13 protein-coding genes are annotated in these 19,247 nt (G+C 64.1%); 5 read left to right on the top strand and 8 right to left on the bottom strand.

The window, feature by feature from the left end; translation table 11 throughout:
- Positions 1-29: 29 nt before the first annotated feature.
- The 7 genes from ACIPHM_RS02720 to dapC form a co-directional block, all read right to left on the bottom strand.
- Entirely contained in the window at positions 30-1,970 is a 1,941-nt protein-coding gene (locus ACIPHM_RS02720; protein WP_400324351.1) for an ATP-binding cassette domain-containing protein, read from the bottom strand.
- A gap of 173 nt (positions 1,971-2,143) precedes the next feature.
- Positions 2,144-3,571 (bottom strand): cardiolipin synthase, encoded by a 1,428-nt coding sequence (gene cls / locus ACIPHM_RS02715; RefSeq protein WP_400324349.1) that lies wholly within the window; start codon positions 3,569-3,571, stop codon positions 2,144-2,146.
- Positions 3,572-3,718: 147 nt separating this feature from the next.
- Entirely contained in the window at positions 3,719-4,615 is an 897-nt protein-coding gene (prmB, locus tag ACIPHM_RS02710; protein WP_400324348.1) for a 50S ribosomal protein L3 N(5)-glutamine methyltransferase, read from the bottom strand.
- Positions 4,616-4,636: 21 nt separating this feature from the next.
- Positions 4,637-5,788, bottom strand: coding sequence for a succinyl-diaminopimelate desuccinylase (gene dapE / locus ACIPHM_RS02705; protein WP_400324346.1), 1,152 nt, complete (start codon positions 5,786-5,788; stop codon positions 4,637-4,639).
- Positions 5,789-5,792: 4 nt separating this feature from the next.
- Complete coding sequence (locus tag ACIPHM_RS02700; RefSeq protein WP_400324344.1) at positions 5,793-6,140, bottom strand: ArsC family reductase; 348 nt, start codon at positions 6,138-6,140, stop codon at positions 5,793-5,795.
- Between the two features lie 94 nt (positions 6,141-6,234).
- Positions 6,235-7,062 carry a 2,3,4,5-tetrahydropyridine-2,6-dicarboxylate N-succinyltransferase gene (gene dapD, locus ACIPHM_RS02695; RefSeq protein WP_400324342.1) on the bottom strand — a complete coding sequence of 276 codons (828 nt, stop codon included), beginning with the start codon at positions 7,060-7,062 and terminating at the stop codon, positions 6,235-6,237.
- Between the two features lie 24 nt (positions 7,063-7,086).
- Complete coding sequence (gene dapC, locus ACIPHM_RS02690) at positions 7,087-8,289, bottom strand: succinyldiaminopimelate transaminase (RefSeq protein WP_400324340.1); 1,203 nt, start codon at positions 8,287-8,289, stop codon at positions 7,087-7,089.
- 362 nt (positions 8,290-8,651) lie between these two features.
- Between dapC and ACIPHM_RS02685 the strand changes: the two genes are divergently transcribed.
- From ACIPHM_RS02685 to def, 5 genes are all read left to right on the top strand, one after another.
- Complete coding sequence (locus ACIPHM_RS02685) at positions 8,652-9,683, top strand: DMT family transporter (protein ID WP_400324339.1); 1,032 nt, start codon at positions 8,652-8,654, stop codon at positions 9,681-9,683.
- Between the two features lie 143 nt (positions 9,684-9,826).
- Complete coding sequence (smc, locus tag ACIPHM_RS02680) at positions 9,827-13,342, top strand: chromosome segregation protein SMC (protein WP_400324337.1); 3,516 nt, start codon at positions 9,827-9,829, stop codon at positions 13,340-13,342.
- Between the two features lie 39 nt (positions 13,343-13,381).
- Complete coding sequence (locus ACIPHM_RS02675) at positions 13,382-14,881, top strand: cell division protein ZipA C-terminal FtsZ-binding domain-containing protein (RefSeq protein ID WP_400324335.1); 1,500 nt, start codon at positions 13,382-13,384, stop codon at positions 14,879-14,881.
- Between the two features lie 183 nt (positions 14,882-15,064).
- Positions 15,065-17,173 carry an NAD-dependent DNA ligase LigA gene (ligA, locus tag ACIPHM_RS02670; protein WP_400324333.1) on the top strand — a complete coding sequence of 703 codons (2,109 nt, stop codon included), beginning with the start codon at positions 15,065-15,067 and terminating at the stop codon, positions 17,171-17,173.
- A gap of 16 nt (positions 17,174-17,189) precedes the next feature.
- Positions 17,190-17,723 carry a peptide deformylase gene (def, locus tag ACIPHM_RS02665; protein ID WP_400324331.1) on the top strand — a complete coding sequence of 178 codons (534 nt, stop codon included), beginning with the start codon at positions 17,190-17,192 and terminating at the stop codon, positions 17,721-17,723.
- A 108-nt stretch (positions 17,724-17,831) separates the two neighbouring features.
- Here the strand turns inward: def and ACIPHM_RS02660 are convergent.
- The coding region (locus ACIPHM_RS02660; RefSeq protein WP_400324329.1) for a pseudouridine synthase at positions 17,832-19,247 on the bottom strand (1,416 nt) is incomplete at its 5' end.

Genomic DNA, 19,247 nt, shown 5'->3' with positions numbered 1-19,247 from the left:
CGTGCGCTGCGCACCGCCCACCGTTCCCATCAGGCGATCTGTTCGAGCGCTTCCTGGGCTTCGAGCCATTCGGCTTCGATGTCCGCGAGCTTGGCCGTGACGTCCGCCTGCTGCTTGAGGCTGTCGGTCAACAGCGCCTTCTTCGCCTCTTCATAGGTGCTGCTGTCGGCGAGGATGGCGTCGAGGCGGGCCTTCTCGTCCGAGAGCTTGCCCATCGACTGCTCCAGCTTTTCGATCTTGCGCTGAAGCGGCTTGCGCAACTGCGACAGGCGCTGACGTTCCTGCGCTTCGGCCCGCTTCTGATCCTTGCGATTGACGCCGTCGTCACCGTTGGTGCTATCCCCGGTGCCGCTGCTGGCCTCGCGTGCGGCCGCGCGCTGGTCCGCCGCGTGTTGCAGCAGCCAGTCGCGATAATCGTCCAGATCGCCGTCGAACGTCTTCACTTCGCCACCGGCGACGAGCAGGAACTGGTCGGTCGTTGCACGCAGCAAATGCCGGTCGTGCGAGACGAGAATCAGCGTGCCATCGAACTGCGCGAGCGCCATCGTGAGGGCGTGACGCGTTTCGAGATCCAGGTGGTTGGTCGGCTCGTCGAGCAGCAGCAGATTTGGCTTCTGCCAGATGATGAGCGCGAGCGCCAGACGCGCCTTCTCGCCACCGGAGAACGGGGCGATCGACGCCGTCGCCATGTCCCCACGGAAGTTGAACCCGCCGAGAAAGTCGCGCAATTCCTGTTCGCGCGTGTCGGGCGCGAGTCGCTGCAAGTGTTGCAGCGGCGAATCATCATGACGCAGCGTTTCGACCTGATGCTGCGCGAAGTAGCCGATCTGCAGTCCCTTGCCGGTTTTCACGGTGCCGGCCAGTGGCATAAGCGTGCCGGCGAGCGTCTTGATGAGCGTCGATTTACCCTGACCGTTGGCGCCCAGCAGGCCGATGCGCTGCTCGTTCTGCACCGACATCGTGACGTGCGGCAGGATGGTCTTCTCGGTACCGTCCTCAAGGGCGTAGCCGCAGCGAACGGCCTCAAGCACGAGCATTGGGTTCGGCGCCGTGTCGGCTGGCCGGAATTCGAACGTGAACGGCGACGCGACGTGCGCGGGCGCAATGCGCTCCATCTTCTCGAGCGCCTTCATGCGGCTCTGTGCCTGACGCGCCTTCGAGGCCTTGGCCTTGAAGCGCGTGATGAACGACTCCAGGTGCGCAATCGTCTTCTTCTGCTTCTCGAACGCGCTTTGTTGCAGCGTCAGTTGCTGGCCGCGCAGGATTTCGAACTGGCTGTAGTTGCCGCCGTAACGCTTGATCTGCTGGTTATCGATATGCAGCGTGACGTTGCAGACCTCGTCCAGAAATTCGCGGTCGTGCGAAATCACGATCAGCGTGCCGGGATAACGCTTGAGCCAATCTTCGAGCCAGACGATGGCGTCCAGATCCAGGTGGTTGGTCGGTTCGTCAAGCAACAACAGATCGGACGGGCACATGAGCGCCTGCGCCAGATTCAGCCGCATACGCCAGCCACCCGAGAAGCTGGCGACGGGCAGTTGCGTTTGCGCAAGCGTGAAGCCGAGGCCGAGCAGCAGCGCTTCGCCGCGCGCGGGGGCGGTGTACCCGTCGGCATCGGCGAAGGCGGCATGCGCCTCGGCCTGCGTATGGCCGTCGTGTGCGGCTTCGGCAGCGGCGATGGTCGCTTCGATCTCGCGCAGTCGCGTGTCGCCGTCAAGCACGTAGTCGAGTGCCGTGCGCTCGACCGCAGGCGTTTCCTGCATCACGTGCGCGACACGCCAGCCGCTGGGCACGAAGACGTCGCCGCCATCGGCGTGCAGTTGCCCGCGCAACAGAGCGAAGAGGGTGGATTTGCCTGCACCGTTGGCGCCGACGAGGCCAACGCGCTCGCTCGGGTTGAGCGTCACGGAGGTGTCCTCGAAGAGCGGCTTGGTGCCGCGTGCGAGGCTGAGGTGTTCGAATCGAATCACAAAAAATGGCCGAGGGGAAAGCGGGTCAGTTCGTCCTGGGGCCGAGCGCGGAGCCCGCACCGTCGATCCCGTCGGGATCTGTCGGACGATGCGTCGATACCGGCGCGCGGCGGACGGCAAAACCGGCATTTTACCGGTCTGCACGCACGAAAGCGATGCGCGCGGCGCGGCGCCTAGAGAATTGGGGCGAAAAGGCGTGCCACACGCATCACAATCTGACGCCATCTCGGAATCGTCCGAAAGTCGTCCTTGTTGAGCAATGTGGCGTGTTCGAAGTCGTTGGTGAGCATGTAGGCGACGTCGTCGGCGAAGCCTCGATCGACCGTCAACAGCATGATTTCGAAGTTCAGGCGGAACGAGCGGTTGTCGAGATTGGCGCTGCCGACCGCCGCCGCGTTGTCGTCGATCAGCACGACTTTCTGGTGAATGAAGCCGTGGTGATAGCGATAGACATTGATGCCGCTGCGCGCAGCTTCGAACGCATACGACGTGGTGGCTTCGAACACCACGTAGTGATCGGGACGGTCGGGAATCAGAATGCGCACGTCGACGCCGCGCAGCACCGCCAGACGCAAGGCCGAGAAGACGGCCTCGTCGGGCACGAAGTAGGGCGTGGTGATCCACACGCGCTTTTGTGCGGCGTTGATGACCGTCACGAAGAAAAGCGACGACGTCTCCAGACGATCCGCCGGGCCGCTCGGCACCACCTGACAATGCATGTCTTCACCGGAGGCGGCAGGCTGGCGGTTAAGCTCGGGGACGGTGCCCGTGCTCCAGTGCCAGTCCTCGGCAAACGCGCGCTGAATCCCGACCACCGCTGGTCCGCGCACGCAAACGTGCGTGTCTCGCCACGGCGCGAGCGGCGGCTTCTCGCCGAGATACTCGACGCCGACGTTGTGCCCGCCAATGAACGCTTCGTTGCCATCGATCACCACGGCCTTGCGGTGATTGCGGAAGTTCAACTGAAACCGGTTGACGAAAATGCCACGCTTCTTGGCCGCGAACTCGTGCACCAGCACGCCGCCCCGGCGCAGCTTCTCGCAGTAGCTGCGCGGCAGATCGTGACTGCCGATCCGGTCATAGAGGAAGTACACCTTCACGCCCGTCGCGGCACGAGCCAGCAGACGTGCGGACAGGGCGCGCCCGAGGGCGTCGTCCTTGACGATGAAGAACTGGACGATGACGTAGTCGCGCGCGCGGTCGATGGCCGCGAAGATGGCGTCGAACGTGGCCCTGCCATTGACCAGCAGCCGCACGCGATTGCCCGCCACGAACGACATCCCGGTCATGGCGGTGAGTGCCGCGAACTCCGGATGCGCTTCCATTGCGACGGGCGGCTCGCCGCTCCACTGCGTGTCCCCCATGCGAGACTGCAAGGCCTGATTGCGCGCGCGACGCGCTTCGACGTAGCCGATGAACTTCGACCGTCCGAGGAACAGATAGGGGATCAGCGTGAGGTAGGGCATTGTCACGAGCGACACGGCCCACGCTACGGCGCCTTGCGACGTCCGCACCGTCAGAACCGCATGAATCGCGGCGATCACCCCCAGTGCATGGAGACAGGCGACGGCAAAGCCGACGTCGAGCCAATTGAGCACCATGACGGACAACCTTCCTCCATGCCGTGAGTCGCGAAGACTCGGGAACCTGAGTGTAACCGGGGTGTGTCACCTTAGGCGAGGGCTCGCTGCATCAGTGCGATGCGCGAGTCCTGGGGCGGTGCTTGGTTATGACGGCGGGGCGGGAGATTACGGCAGATCGGCCGCTTGCACCAGGAAGACCATGTCGTCGCCGGCGCTGGTAGCCAGCCACGTCATCGGCAGATCGGGGAACGCAGCTTCCACGAAGTCGCGTTCGTTGCCGATCTCCACGACGAGCACGCCGTTCTCCGTCAGATGCTCGCGGGCGCCTGCGATGATGCGCCGGACCACGTCCATGCCGTCGTCGCCACCGACCAGTGCGAGGCGCGGCTCATGAAGGTATTCCGGCGGCAGCACCTGCATCGACCCTTCGTTCACGTACGGCGGGTTGGTGATGATGACCTCGTAGCGCTTGCCCTTGGGCAGCGGGGCGTACAGATCGCCCAGGTGCAGCGCCACTTGGTCGTCGAGGCCGTAGTCGGCTACGTTGATCCGGGCGACGTCCAGCGCGTCCGATGAAATGTCGACGGCGTCGATCTGTGCCGCGGGGAACGTCTGCGCCGCGAGGATCGCCAGACAGCCCGAGCCGGTGCACAGTTCAAGGACGTCGGCGACGTTCTCGGCGTGGTCAACCCATGGCTGCAAAGCGTCTTCGAGCAGCTCGCCGATGAACGAACGCGGCACGATGACGCGCTCGTCCACATAAAACCGGTGGCCGTGCATCCACGCTTCGTTCGTGATGTACGACGCGGGAACGCGCTCGCCCGCACGGCGATTGATGACCGACAGCGCACGCTCGATTTCCTCGGGCATCAGGCGGGCGTCGAGGAATGGATCGAGCGTGTCGATGGGCAGATGAAGCGTGTGCAGCAGCAGATACGCGGCTTCGTCGTACGCCGTGGCCGTGCCGTGTCCGAACGCAAGCTCGGCTTCGGTGAAGCGAGAGACGGCGTAGCGCAGCAGATCGCGCAACGTCTGGAAGGGATGGGTGGTGTGAGTCGTCATGATGAATTCGCCTCGTACGCCTTACGCCACCAGACGCTTCAGCACACCGCGATAGACATTCTTGAGCGGCTCGATGTCGGCCACTGCAATGTGTTCGTCGATCTTGTGGATGCTCGCGTTGCACGGCCCGAATTCGATGACCTGCGGGCAGATGCGCGCGATGAAGCGGCCGTCGGACGTGCCGCCGGTGGTCGACAGTTCGGTCTCCAGACCCGTTTCCTCGCGAATGGCGCCTGCCAGTGCGTCTGACAGATCGCCGCGCGGCGTGAGGAACGGCTGGCCGCTGATCGACCAGTCGAGCGTGTACGTCAGGCCGTGACGGTCGAGCAGTTCATGTACGCGTTGTTGCAGACCGTCCGACGTGCTGGCCGTCGAGAAGCGGAAGTTGAACAGCACTGTCAGCTCGCCCGGAATGATATTGGTCGCGCCTGTGCCTGCGTGAATGTTCGAGATTTGCCACGTCGTGGGCGGGAAGTACTCGTTGCCGTTGTCCCACACCGTCTGCGTGAGCTCGGTGAGCGCCGGCGCGAACAGATGCGTCGGGTTCTTCGCGAGATGCGGATAGGCAATGTGGCCTTGCACGCCCTTGACGACGAGCTTGCCGGACATCGACCCACGACGGCCGTTCTTGACCATGTCGCCCAGACGCTGGCTCGAGGTCGGCTCACCGACTACGCAGTAGTCCAGACGCTCGCCGCGTGCCGCCAGCGCTTCGACGACCTTCACCGTGCCATCGGTGGCGGGGCCTTCTTCGTCGCTCGTGAGCAAAAAGCCGATGGCGCCCGCGTGATCCGGGTGCTGGGCGACGAACTCTTCCGAGGCGACCACGAACGCGGCCAGCGAGGTCTTCATATCGGCGGCGCCGCGACCGTACAGCATGCCGTCGCGATGCGTGGGCGCAAACGGATCGGAGTGCCATTGCTCGACGGGGCCTGTCGGCACCACGTCGGTGTGGCCTGCAAAGACGAGCAACTTGCCGTCGGTGCCGCGCGTGCCGCGCTTGACTGCCCACAGATTGGTCACGCCGTTCGACGCGATGGTCTCGCACGCGAAGCCGATCGCCGTAAGGCGGCGCGCCAGAATGGCCTGGCAGTCGCGGTCTTCGGGCGTCACCGAGTGACGGGCGATCAGTTGCTCGGTAAGCGCCAGCGTGGCGCCTTGGGAGGAAGTCATGAAATCAGAATCGTGAGGCGTAACTATCGGGCGTGAAGCCCACGGAAACCTTGCCGTGCGCCACCAGCACAGGGCGCTTGATGAGCGACGGATTTTCGATCATCAGGGTGCGCGCGACCGACTCATCGGCCGCTGCCGCCTGTTGTTCCGGCGTGAGCTTGCGCCACGTCGTGCCCTTGCGGTTGAGCAGCGTGGTCAGCGGTACCTGGGCGAGCCAGGTGCCCAGCAGTGCGTCGTTCACGCCCGCCTTCTTGAAGTCGTGAAAGTCGTACGCCACGCCGTGCTCGTCGAGCCACGTGCGCGCCTTCTTCACGGTATCGCAGTTGGGAATGCCGTACAGCACAGCCGTCATCGCTTGAACTCCTGAGGTCGCGATTGCAAAACAAAAACGAGGCAGACACGCCGCGGCACTCGCCGCGACATCTGCCTCGCCATCCTGCGTGGCCTTATTCGCCGCGCAGCAGATCGTTGATGGCCGTCTTGGCGCGCGTTTGCGCGTCGACCTTCTTCACGATCACGGCGCAGTACAAGCTGTACTTGCCGTCCTTCGAGGGCAGGTTGCCCGGCACGACGACCGAACCGGCCGGCACGCGACCGTAGTGCACTTCACCCGTTTCGCGGTCGTAAATCTTGGTCGATTGACCCAGATACACGCCCATCGAGATCACCGAGTTTTCTTCGACGATCACGCCTTCCACAACTTCCGAACGGGCGCCGACGAAGCAGTTGTCTTCGATGATGACCGGGTTGGCTTGCAGCGGTTCGAGCACGCCGCCGATGCCGACACCGCCCGAGAGGTGAACGTTCTTGCCGATCTGGGCGCACGAACCGACGGTGGCCCACGTGTCGACCATCGTACCTTCATCGACGTAAGCGCCGATGTTGGTGTACGACGGCATGAGCACGACGTTCTTGCCGATGAACGAGCCACGGCGTGCAACGGCCGGCGGCACGACGCGGAAGCCGCCGCGCGCGAAGTCTTCGGCGGTGTAGTCGGCGAACTTGCTCGGCACCTTGTCGTAGAACTGGCTGAAGCCGCCGGCAGGCATCACGGCGTTGTCTTCGAGGCGGAACGACAGCAGCACGGCCTTCTTGATCCACTGGTTCACGATCCACTGGCCGTCTTGCTTCTGGGCCACGCGCAGCGCGCCCTTGTCGAGTTCGGCGATGACGTGGGCGACAGCCTCGCGCACTTCGGCGGGTGCGGACTTGGCCGAGATCTTGGCGCGATTATCCCAGGCTTGATCGATGGTGGTTTGCAGTTGTTGCGACATGGCGAGGATCAGTTGCAGTAAGGATTAAAGGGATTGGCAGAATTTCACGATGCGCTCGGCGCCTTCGGTACATTCGTCGACATCGGCCACGAGGGCGATGCGCACATAGTTCTCGGCCGGGTTGGTGCCGTGTGCCTCACGCCCCAGGTAAGACCCGGGCAGTACGGCCACATTGTATTGCGCCAGCAGGCGGCGCGTGAATTCCGTATCGGACAGGCCGGTCTTCGTGTCGACCTTGGCCCAGAGATAGAAACCGGCGTCCGGCAGACGCACGTCGAGCACTTCGGCGAGCATCGGCGTGACCGTCTGGAACTTCTTCGCGTATTTGCTGCGGTTCAGGCGCACGTGCGCTTCGTCGTTCCACGCGGCAATGCTCGCCGCCTGCACGGCCGGGCTCATCGCGCAGCCGTGGTACGTGCGGTACAGCAGGAATTTCTTGAGGATGGCGGCGTCGCCCGCCACGAAGCCCGAGCGCATGCCCGGCACGTTCGAGCGCTTCGACAAACTGGAGAACACGACCAGGCGCTCGAAGCCCCGGCCCAGCGCCTGGGCGGCTGCGAGGCCACCGAGCGGTGCGCTGTCTTCGTTGAAGTAGATTTCGGAGTAGCACTCGTCGGAGGCGATCACGAAACCGTACTGGTCGGAGAGTTCGAACAGACGTTTCCAGTCGGCAAGGTTCAGCACGGCGCCGGTCGGATTGCCCGGCGAGCAGAGGTAGACGAGCTGGACATCGCGCCAGACGTCTGCCGGCACCGAGTCGTAATCCGGGGCGAAATTGCGCGCCGGATCGCTGTCGGCGTAATAGGGCGTGGCTCCGGCGAGCAGCGTTGCGCCCTCGTAGATCTGATAGAACGGGTTCGGGCACAGCACGCGCGCACCGGGCTTGCTGCCGTCGACGACAGCCTGGGCGAACGAGAAGAGTGCCTCGCGCGAGCCCGTGACCGGCAGCACTTCGGTGGCCGGGTTCACGTTGGGCAACGCGTAGCGACGCTCCAGCCACTGGGCGATGGCCGCGCGCAGCGGCTCACCCCCCGCGGTGGCGGGGTAGTTCGAGAGACCGCCCAGCCCTTCGATCAGGGCTTCCTTGATGAACTGCGGCGTCGGGTGTTTGGGCTCCCCGATGCCGAAGCTGATGGCCTTGTATTCGCTGGAGGGCGTGACGTCCGCCACCAGGGATTTCAGGCGTTCAAAGGGGTAGGGCTGGAGCTTGTCGAGTAATGGGTTCACTTGGATTCAAACAGACTCAGGACTAGGGTTCGCGATGCCGCTCAAGGCACCGTCGAGCTGATTTGCGGCCGCCCGGTGACGCGCAGGGCGACTGGGCGGGATCCGGGACGCGCTGGCGCGCCATGCGACACCGCGACTTTTCGGTGCCAGACCGACGCATGGCGGCCCAGACATGGGCTTGCGCTTATCCGCTTCATCACGCAAAGGGGTTCCCGGACGCGTTCAAGAGTGGCAAGATCGGCAAAGCGAAAATTATACCGTTACGGCGCGCACAAAGCGCGACCGGCGCGTAATTCAGCATATTCCGAGGCGCCAATGGGGCATGTCTGCGGAGTATCTCAGGTTTTTCAGGAGTCAACAGTATGACCGTAGCCGGTAACGGCGCGCGCGGCCCGGAACCGGCTTCCGGCGCTTCCAGCACTTCCCATCATTCCACCGGTGCATCTGCGTTGCCCGCCTCACTTTATGCCCGGGCCGCGCCAGCCCTGGCCATTCTCATCGGCTCGTCCGTCTGGGGGCTGGCCTGGTTTCCCTATCGCGTGCTTGCCGGATGGGGCGTCGCGGCTGTTCCCGCGCAGATCTGTACGGCGAGCGTGGCGCTGGTGCTGCTCACGCTGGTGTATCGCCGCTCGCTCGGCACGCTGCGTTGGTCGTGGCTGCTCGTGGGGGTTGCGTTCGCCGGTGGCACGACCAACGTGGCGTTCGTGTGGGGCACCACGCACGGCCATGTCATGCGCGTGCTGCTGCTTTTCTATCTGACCCCGGTCTGGACCGCATTGTTTGCTCACTGGCTGCTGGGCGAGCGCGTCGGCTTGCGCGGTGCGGGGTTGATCGTGCTGGCGCTGGGCGGGGCCGGGCTGATGCTCTGGACGCCCGAACTGGGCTGGCCGGTGCCGAACAACCCCGGCGAGTGGGCGGGCGCCATTGCGGGCGCGGCGTTCGCGCTCAATAACGTGTTGCTGCGCCGCGTCAGTCAGTCGTTGCCGGATGTGCGCGCGGAAATGCGCAGTTGGACGCTTTACCTCGGCTGTGTGGTCGGCGGCCTGCTGGTGCTGCCGTTCGACGGTGGGATCCAGGGCGCACGCGAGGCTGTCTCGGCCTTGAGTTCGGGAGCCGCGACAGCGGCGGTTGCACTTGCGCTGGGTTGCACCATTGCGCTTACCAACGTCGTTGTGCAGTTCGGTCTGGCGCGCGTGCCGGCCAACCAGGCCGCGCTCATCATGCTGTTCGAAATCGTGGTGGCGGCGATATCGTCCTGGTGGCTTGCCAGCGAAGGCCTGGGTGCACGTGAAATCGCGGGTGGACTGTGCATTGTGGCAGCCGGTGCGTTGTCCGGTATTTTGCCGGATTCACGTCGTTGTAAATCCGCGACGGCGGGGGATGCGATGGTATGATGCGTACCGTCGTGATATCGATGTAATCCGCAAGAAAAAGCAAGAAAGGCGGCCCGCGCGCGCCAGCGTGCGCAGGCCCGACAGGACCAGCTAGCGCGTCTGCGTCTTTCCCATCATTCAATGACCGATAAAGCGAACCTGCCGTGCGTCTGACCTCCATCAAACTCGCTGGCTTCAAATCTTTCGTCGACCCGACGAACTTCGCGGTGCCCGGCCAACTGGTCGGGATCGTCGGCCCGAACGGGTGCGGCAAATCCAACATCATCGACGCCGTGCGCTGGGTGCTCGGCGAGTCGCGCGCCTCCGAGCTGCGCGGCGAATCGATGCAGGACGTGATCTTCAACGGATCGACCGCCCGCAAGCAGGCGAGCCGCGCCAGCGTCGAACTCGTGTTCGACAACAGCGCCGGGCGCGCCGCCGGGCAGTGGAGCCAATACGCCGAAATCGCCGTCAAGCGTGTGCTCACGCGCGATGGCACTTCCAGCTACTACATCAATAACCTGCCGGCCCGACGCCGCGATATTCAGGACATCTTCCTCGGTACCGGCCTGGGCCCGCGCGCCTACGCCATCATCGGGCAGGGGATGATCTCGCGCATCATCGAGGCGAAGCCGGAGGAGTTGCGCGTATTTCTCGAAGAAGCTGCGGGCGTGTCCAAATACAAGGAGCGTCGTCGCGAGACCGAGAACCGTTTGCAGGACACGCGTGAGAATCTGACGCGCGTCGAGGACATTCTGCGCGAGCTCGGCACCAATCTCGAGAAGCTCGAATCGCAGGCCGTCGTGGCCAATCGATTCAAGGACTTGCAACGCGACGGTGAAGAAAAGCAACAACTGCTGTGGCTGCTGCGCAAGAACGAAGCACAGAACGAGCAAGCACGTCAGCAGCGCGCCATCGAATCGGCACAGGTCGATCTCGAGGCGCAGATGTCGCGGCTGCGTGGTTCGGAGTCCGATCTCGAAACGCTGCGGGCCGCGCACTACACGGCCACCGACGCCGTGCAGGCCGCGCAAAGCGAGATGTACGAGGCGAACTCCGAGGTCAGCCGTCTCGAGGCCGAGATTCGTTACGTCGTCGAGTCGCGCAACCGCGTGCAGGCGCAACTGGCGGCGCTCACGTCACAGCGTGAGCAGTGGCAGGCCCGTTCTGCGCAGTCGGAAGAAGAACTCGCACTCGCCGAAGAAGAACTCATCATCGCGGAAGAGCGTGCTGCGACCGCTCAGGATCAGGCCGCCGATCAGAACGAAGCGCTGCCGGCGCTCGAATCCGGCTGGCGCGACGCGCAAAACCTCCTCAACGAACAACGCAGCGAGATCGCTCAGGTTGAGCAGAGTCTGAAACTTGAAGCGGCGCATCAGCGCAATGCCGATCAGGCGTTGCAGCAGTTGCAGCAGCGTCAGGAACGTTTGCAGGGCGAGGCTCGCGGGCTCGACAGGCCTGACGAAGCCGAGCTGGAGATGCAGCGTGCCGACCTCGCCGAGCATCAGGCGATGCTCGAAGACGCACAAGCCGAACTGGCCGATGCGCAGGAACGCTTGCCGCGACTGGAAGTCGAGCGTGCCGAGGCGCAGGCTCGTGTGCAATCCGAAGCGGCGACCATCGCGCAGCTCGAGGCACGTCTTGCCGCGCTCAAGCAGTTGCAGGAAAGCGTTCAGACGGAAGGCAAGGTGCAACCCTGGCTCGACAAGCACGAGCTGGCGCAATTGCCGCGTCTATGGAAAAAGCTGCATATCGAGCCGGGCTGGGAAAACGCGCTCGAATCGGTATTGCGCGAGCGTCTCGCCGCGCTGGAAATCAGCAATCTCGACTGGGTCAAGGCCTTCGCGAGCGATGCACCGCCGGCCAAGCTGGCGTTCTATTCGCCGCCCCCGGCCGCACGTCCGCAGGAAGCCCCGGCATCGCTGCGTCCGCTGCTCGCGTTGCTGCGTATCGACGATCCGGGCCTGCGCGCTGTGTTGCAGGAATGGCTCGGTCATGTCTTCGTCGCTGACGATCTGGCGCAAGCCATGGTCGCCCGGGCGCAGTTGCCCGAGGGCGCGTCGATTGTCGTCAAGGCCGGCCATCAGGTCACGCGTGTTGGCGTGCAGCTTTACGCAGCGGACTCCGAGCAGGCCGGTTTGCTCGCCCGTCAGCAGGAAATCGAGAATCTGGGCAAGCAGTTGCGCGCTCAGGCATTGCTCTCGGACGATGCCAAATCGAGCGCCGTGCGCGCCGAGGCAGCTTACAGCCAGGCAGCGCAGGCGCTGACCGAAGTGCGCGGGCGTACCGAGCGTGCCACGCAGCGTGTCCACGCGTTGCAGATGGACGTGCTCAAGCTCACGCAGGCTTACGAGCGCTACAACGCCCGCAGCACGCAGATCGACGAAGAACTGCGCGAAATCGCTGCGCAAATCGAAGAGCAACTGGCGATGCGCGCCGATTCGGAGGCGAACTTCGAGCAAAGCGACGCGCGTCTGGCCGAGTTGCAGGCGACCTTCGAAGACGGCCAACTCGAATTCGAATCGCTCGACAGCCAGCTTTCCGACGCGCGCAATCGCGCCCGCGAACTGGAGCGTCTGGCGCAAGAAGCGTCTTACGGACAGAAGGGCATTTCCAGCAAGATCGACGAGCATCGTCGCAATATTCAGACGGCGCTCGAACAGGCCGAACGTCTCGTTGTGTCGATCGAGCAGGCGCAGGCGGAGCTCGCGCAGATCACCGAGCAGACGGCCGAGAACGGTTTGCAGGATGCGCTCGAATTGCGCGCCGAGAAGGAAGAGATTCTGGGCGCCGCGCGTATCGAACTCGAAGCGCTCACGCAGAAGTTGCGCCAGAGCGACGAGGAACGGCTGGCCGCCGAGCGCGGTTTGCAGCCGCTGCGCGACCGCATCACGGAATTGCAGTTGAAGGAGCAGGCCGCACGCCTGAATCGCGAGCAGTTCGTCGAGCAGTTGACGACCGCGGAGGTCGATGAAGAGGCGCTCTCCGCGAAACTGACGGCGGATATGAAACCGTCGTATCTGCAAGGCGAAGTCACGCGCATCAACAATGCGATCAATGCGCTCGGCCCGGTCAACATGGCCGCGCTCGAAGAGCTGGAGACGGCGCGCGAGCGCAAGGTTTTCCTCGACGCGCAGTCGGCCGACCTGAACGACGCCATCGACACGCTCGAAGGCGCCATCCGCAAGATCGACGAAGAAACGCGCGTGCTGCTGCAAGGCACGTTCGACGAAGTGAACAAGCATTTCGGCGAACTGTTCCCGATGCTGTTCGGCGGCGGACAGGCAAAACTCATCATGACCGGCGACGAAATTCTCGACGCCGGCGTGCAAGTCATGGCACAACCGCCAGGCAAGAAGAACTCTACGATCCATCTGCTGTCTGGTGGAGAGAAGGCGCTTACGGCCATTGCGCTGGTGTTCGGGATGTTCCAGCTCAATCCGGCGCCGTTCTGTTTGCTTGACGAGGTGGACGCGCCGCTCGACGACGCCAACACCGAGCGCTACGCCAAGATGGTGGCGCGCATGTCGGACCGTACCCAATTCGTATTTATTTCGCACAACAAAATCGCGATGGAAATGGCCAATCAGCTCATCGGCGTCACCATGCAGGAACAAGGGGTGTCGCGGATCGTGGCAGTGGACATGGAATCAGCGATCAATCTGGCCGAGATCGCCTGACCCCGCGCCCACGATGGAGAAGAGAGAGGAACGCCGCGCATGAATGAACTGCAGCTGAGCTTGATTGCCGCAGGGGTAGTGGTACTGCTGGGGGTCGTGGCATATAACGCCTGGCAGGGCAGCAAGGCACGCGCGCGCATACCGCGTCGCATGCCGGTCGATGGTGCCGGTATCGATGCGACCGCCGGGACGCCCGACGCCGACGACGACCGCCCGTTCATTGAACCTACGCTTTCGCCGCCGCGCGTGCCCGCGCAGTCTGGCGAACGTCGTGAGCCGACGCTGAACCCGACGGCGACTGGCACGTCCGTGCAGGATGCCTTCGCCATCAACGAAGACGCCTGGGATGCGCCGCCTGCCGCACGCAAGCGCGCCGCTCAGGATGCCGCGCCTGAACCGGTGGTACATGCCCATGACGATAGCGAACAAGCGCGTGACGCTCAGGAAGCTGCCGCAGCGAGCATGGTCGCTCGCGTGGACGCCGAACTGGCCTCGGACGACACGGTAGACGCCGCTACGGCGGGGGCTGCCGCCGCGGCAGCGGGCGCCCCGGACGCCGAGCCGGTCGCGGCGAAGACCGAGGGGACGGTGGCTGCTCACACCCCCCCTGTTGCGCCCGCGACGCATGCCGCGCCGATTGCCGAAGCCGTCGCCCCTGCTGCCTCGCCGGTGGCAGCGGCAGCACCGGTGGTCGCCCGTGCCGCTGTGCCGAGCGGTCCGCCACCGGTGATCGACGAGCGCATCGACTGCGTCGTCGAGCTGCCGCTGGCGAACGTGGTCGCCGCTGAGCGTCTCATGCCGCTGACGGTGCGTATGCGCCGTGCGGGCAGCAAGCCCGTCAACGTCGAGGGCCGTGCGGACGAGCAATCGCCCTGGGAGCCGATTCGCACGGGCGGACGCTACCATCAACTGCGTATGGCCGTGCAGTTGGCGAATCGCGCAGGTGCGTTGAACGAAGTCGAATTTTCCGAATTTTCGAACCTCGTGCAGACGCTTGCCGACGCTGTCGACGCCTTGCCTGAATTGCCCGAGATGATGGAGACGGTCGCCCGTGGCCGCGAACTCGACAGCTTCGCTGCGCAATGCGACGCCCAGTTGTCGGTCAACGTGCTCTCGGATGGCGCGCCCTGGTCGGCGAACTACGTGCAGGCGGTGGCGACGCAAGACGGTTTGCTGCTCTCGCGAGACGGCATGCGTTTCGTGAAGCTCGATACACGTCAGAACCCGGTGTTCATGCTGCAATTCGGCGACACCAACTTCCTGCGCGACGACCTCACATACAAGGGCGGCGATCTGATCACGATGCTGCTCGACGTGCCGGTGGCCGACGAAGACCTCTTGCCGTTCCGTCTGATGTGCGATTACGCGCGTTCCATCGGGCAGCGCATCGGCGGCCGCGTCGTTGACGACCAGCGCCGTCCGCTTTCCGATGCTGCGCTGCAAAACGTCGACAAGCAGTTGCTTAAGCTCTATGAACGCCTTGAGGCGCGCGGTTTGCCGGCGGGTTCGCCAGTCACGCGCCGTCTGTTCAGCCAATAAGTTATCGGGGGTCATCCCCGGCGAGTGGCGCGGGACGTTCCGTCCGGTGCCGCATTCGATGCACGCCGTTCACCGCCGGGTGAGCGGCGTTTTTGTTCCGATTGATTCCTCCTATCGACGACGCGCGGTGGTGTAGGTCGAAGGCATAATATTCTGACTTCTCGTATCCCGAGTCTTGCACGCATGTCCCAAACTTCCGTTCCGGGTCAGGGCGCGAACGCCCCTACGGCCGCCAACGCAACGGCGGCTGCACAACGCGCCGCCGAGCTGCGTATCGAGTTGGCGCGCCACAACCGCGCGTATTACGAAAACGACGCGCCCCTCGTTCCTGATGCCGAGTACGACCGCCTGTTCGGTGAGCTGGCCGCGCTGGAGACCGACTATCCCGAATTGCAGCGCCCCGATTCACCCACGCAGCGCGTGGGGGGTAAGCCGGTCGACGGCTTTGCGCCGGTGGTGCATCGCGTGCCCATGCTGTCGCTCAATAATGGTTTTGCCGACGAGGATGTCGAGGCGTTCGATCGTCGTGTGTCCGATGGGCTGCGCGATGCCAGTGCGCCGTCTGGCGATCTGTTCGGGACGCCCATCGAATATGCCGCCGAGCTGAAGTTCGACGGCTTGGCGATTGCGTTGCGCTACGAGCATGGCGTGCTCGTCCAGGCGGCAACGCGCGGCGACGGGACCACAGGGGAGGACGTCACCGCGAATGTCCGTACGATCAAGAAGATTCCGCTGAGCCTCAAGACCGACAACCCGCCCGAGGTGCTCGAAGTGCGCGGCGAGGTGCTGATGTTCCGCGCAGACTTCGACAAGCTCAATCAGGCGCAGGAAGCGGCGGACGAGAAGGTGTTCGTCAACCCGCGCAATGCGGCGGCGGGCAGTTTGCGTCAGCTCGATTCGAAGATAACGGCCAAGCGTCCGCTGTCGTTCTTCGCTTATGGCGTGGGCGAGTTGGTGGGTGTTGCGATGCCGGAAACCCACTCGGCCTTGCTCGACTGGTATGTCACGCTGGGTATCCCGGTGAACGAGCGGCGCAAGGTCGTGAAAGGCGCCGAGGGGCTTCTGGCGTTCTATCGAGAGGTGGGTGAGGCGCGAGCGTTGTTGCCCTACGACATCGATGGCGTGGTCTATAAGGTCAATCGCCGCGACGAGCAGGATCGTCTCGGCTTCGTCTCGCGGGCGCCGCGCTTCGCGCTCGCGCACAAATTCCCCGCGCAGGAAGCGTTGACGACGTTGCTTGATATCGAAGTCCAGGTCGGACGCACCGGGGCGATTACGCCGGTGGCCCGGCTGGCGCCGGTGTTCGTCGGTGGGGCGACCGTGACGAACGCCACGCTGCATAACGAGGACGAAATTCGTCGCAAAGACGTGATGATCGGCGACACGGTGATCGTGCGTCGCGCGGGGGACGTGATTCCCGAGGTCGTCGGATCGGTGCTCGATCGTCGCCCGGAAGATGCGCGCGCCTTCGTGATGCCGACGGCCTGCCCGGTGTGCGGCTCGGCCATCGAGAAGCTGCCGGACGAAGTGATTGCCCGATGCACGGGAGGCCTGATTTGTGCGGCACAGCGCAAGCAGGCACTGCTGCATTTTGCGCAGCGCCGTGCACTCGATATCGAGGGGCTTGGCGACAAGCTGGTCGAGCAACTCGTCGACCAGCAGATCATTCGGACCCCGGCGGATTTGTTCAAGCTTGGCGTGGCGAAGCTGGCGGCGCTCGATCGGATGGCCGACAAGTCGGCGGCCAACCTCGTGGCGGCGCTGGAGGCAGCGCGTCATACGACGCTCGCGAGGTTCATTTTTGCGTTAGGGATTCGCCATGTGGGCGAGGCGACGGCGAAGGATCTCGCGCGGCACTTCGGCAAGCTCGATAATCTGATTGCCGTATGTAAGCGGGATTCCGAACTGACGGAACTGCTCGCCGTTCCCGACGTCGGACCGATTGTGGCCGAATCGATCAACAATTTCTTCTGCGAAGATCATAATGTCGAGGTGATCGAGCAACTGCGGGCGGCCGGTGTGACGTGGCAGGAGTCGGAGCCGGCGGCAGTGGCACCATTGCCGCTGGCGGGCAAGACGTTTGTGTTGACGGGCACGTTACCGACGCTCTCGCGCGACGAGGCCAAGGCGATGCTCGAGGAGAGGGGGGCGAAGGTTGCCGGCTCCGTTTCTGCGAAAACCGACTATGTCGTGGCGGGCGCGGAAGCGGGCAGCAAGTTGGTGAAGGCCGAGGCGCTGGGGGTGCCGGTGCTTGACGAAGACGCTATGCGCGCGATGTTGGCTGCGCTTTGATGTGAGGATCCGACCGATGATTCGCGACATTCTGAAGATGGGCGATCCGCGCTTGCTGCGCATCGCCAAACCCGTCGAACGTTTCGACACGCCCGAGTTGAGCGAGCTCATCGCTGACATGTTCGACACCATGGAGCACGCGAACGGCGCTGGGCTCGCTGCGCCGCAGATCGGGGTCGATCTGCAAGTGGTGATCTTCGGCTTCGAGCACAACGAGCGGTATCCGGACGCGCCGGAGGTCCCCAAGACGGTGCTGATCAACCCCGTCATCACGGCGCTCACGCAGGACATGGAGGAGGGCTGGGAAGGTTGCCTGTCGGTGCCCGGACTGCGTGGGGTGGTCAATCGCTTTTCGATGCTGCGCTACGAAGGATATGACCAGTACGGCACGCCTATCGACCGTGTGGCAGAAGGCTTCCACGCCCGCGTGGTGCAGCATGAATGCGATCACCTTGTCGGCAAGCTCTACCCGATGCGGATCACCGATTTCAGCAAGTTCGGCTTCACCGAAATTCTCTTCCCGGGGCTCGATCCGAATAGCGACGATTGACGGTGGCAGGTTGTTCGTCGGCTCGCGATTGACCGAGGCGTCTACCGGTCGAGACGTAAAAAAAGCCCGCCTTGATGGCGGGCTTTTTCATGGCACGGAGTTCTGTGCTCAGAACCCTTCGCCAGCACGCAGGTAACGCCATTCGCCCACGGGCAGGTTGCCCAGGGTGATGCGTCCCATACGCACGCGCTTGAGGCCGGTCACATGCAGACCGACCAGTTCGCACATGCGGCGAATCTGACGCTTCTTGCCTTCCTTGAGCACGAAGCGGAGTTGCTCGGGATTCTGCCACTCGACTTGTGCGGGCTTGAGGGGCTGATCGTCGAGCTCCAGGCCGTGACGCAGCAGTGCCAGACGGTCCTGCGGGAAATGCGCCTCGACATTCTGCGAATGCTCGTTGTACGAGACGCGCACGAGATACTCCTTCTCGATGTCGGAGTCTTCACCGATCAGTTGCTTGGCGATACGACCGTCCTGCGTGAGGACGAGCAGGCCGGTCGAGTCGATGTCGAGACGTCCGGCGGGCGCGAGGCTGCGCAGATGGGACGGCGAGAAACGTACGCCGGCATCGTCTTCGGCCCAGTGATGCTCGCTCGTGACCAGCACGACGGCAGGATCGTAGCCATCCTCGGCCTGTCCGGAGACGTAGCCCACGGGCTTGTGCAGCAGGATCGTGACGCGATTGGCCTGTTCTTTCTGCGCCGCTTGCACGACGGTGATTTCCTGCGTCGGCAGGATCTTCGTGCCGAGTTCCTTCACGACCTTGCCATCGACACGGACCCAGCCCTTGGCGATCCACTCGTCGGCTTCGCGGCGCGAGCAGAGTCCGAGTTCGGACATGCGCTTGGACAGACGCAGCGAGCCGGCGGCGTCGTGGTGGATTTTGATATCGTCATCGTCGTCGCGTGCTACGCGAGGTGCACGGGCGGAACGCGTCGAGCGCTGTGCCTGATGATCCCGGTCATCGCCAGCAAAGCGGCCACGCGGTGCCCCTTCGGTATTGCGGCGGGGGCGGTCTTCGTCAGTGCGACGTGGTGCGCGGTTGTCGAAGTCGCGCTTGGCCGGACGGGCGAAATCGCCACGTGCGCCACCTTCGGCATTGCGACGGGGGCGGTCTTCGTCAGTGCGACGTGGTGTGCGGTCGTCGAAGTCGCGCTTGGCCGGGCGTGCGAAATCGCCACGTGCGCCACCTTCGGCATTGCGGCGGGGACGATCTTCATCAAAACGGCGCGGTGCGCGGTCGTCGAAGTCGCGCTTGACCGGACGGGCGAAATCGCCACGTGCGCCACCTTCGATGTTGCGGCGGGGGCGGTCTTCGTCAGTGCGACGTGGTGCGCGGTTGTCGAAGTCGCGCTTGGCCGGGCGTGCGAAATCGCCACGTGCGCCACCTTCGGTATTGCGACGCGGACGGTCTTCGTCAGCGCGACGCGGTGCGCGGTTGTCGAAGTCGCGCTTGGCCGGGCGTGCGAAATCGCCACGTGCGCCACCTTCGGTATTGCGACGCGGACGGTCTTCGTCAGCGCG

Source organism: Pandoraea sp. NPDC087047, assembly GCF_044745225.1.
Lineage (GTDB): Bacteria > Pseudomonadota > Gammaproteobacteria > Burkholderiales > Burkholderiaceae > Pandoraea.
Note: the sequence above shows the minus strand (reverse complement) of the source record. Positions and strands in the feature narration are given on the sequence as shown.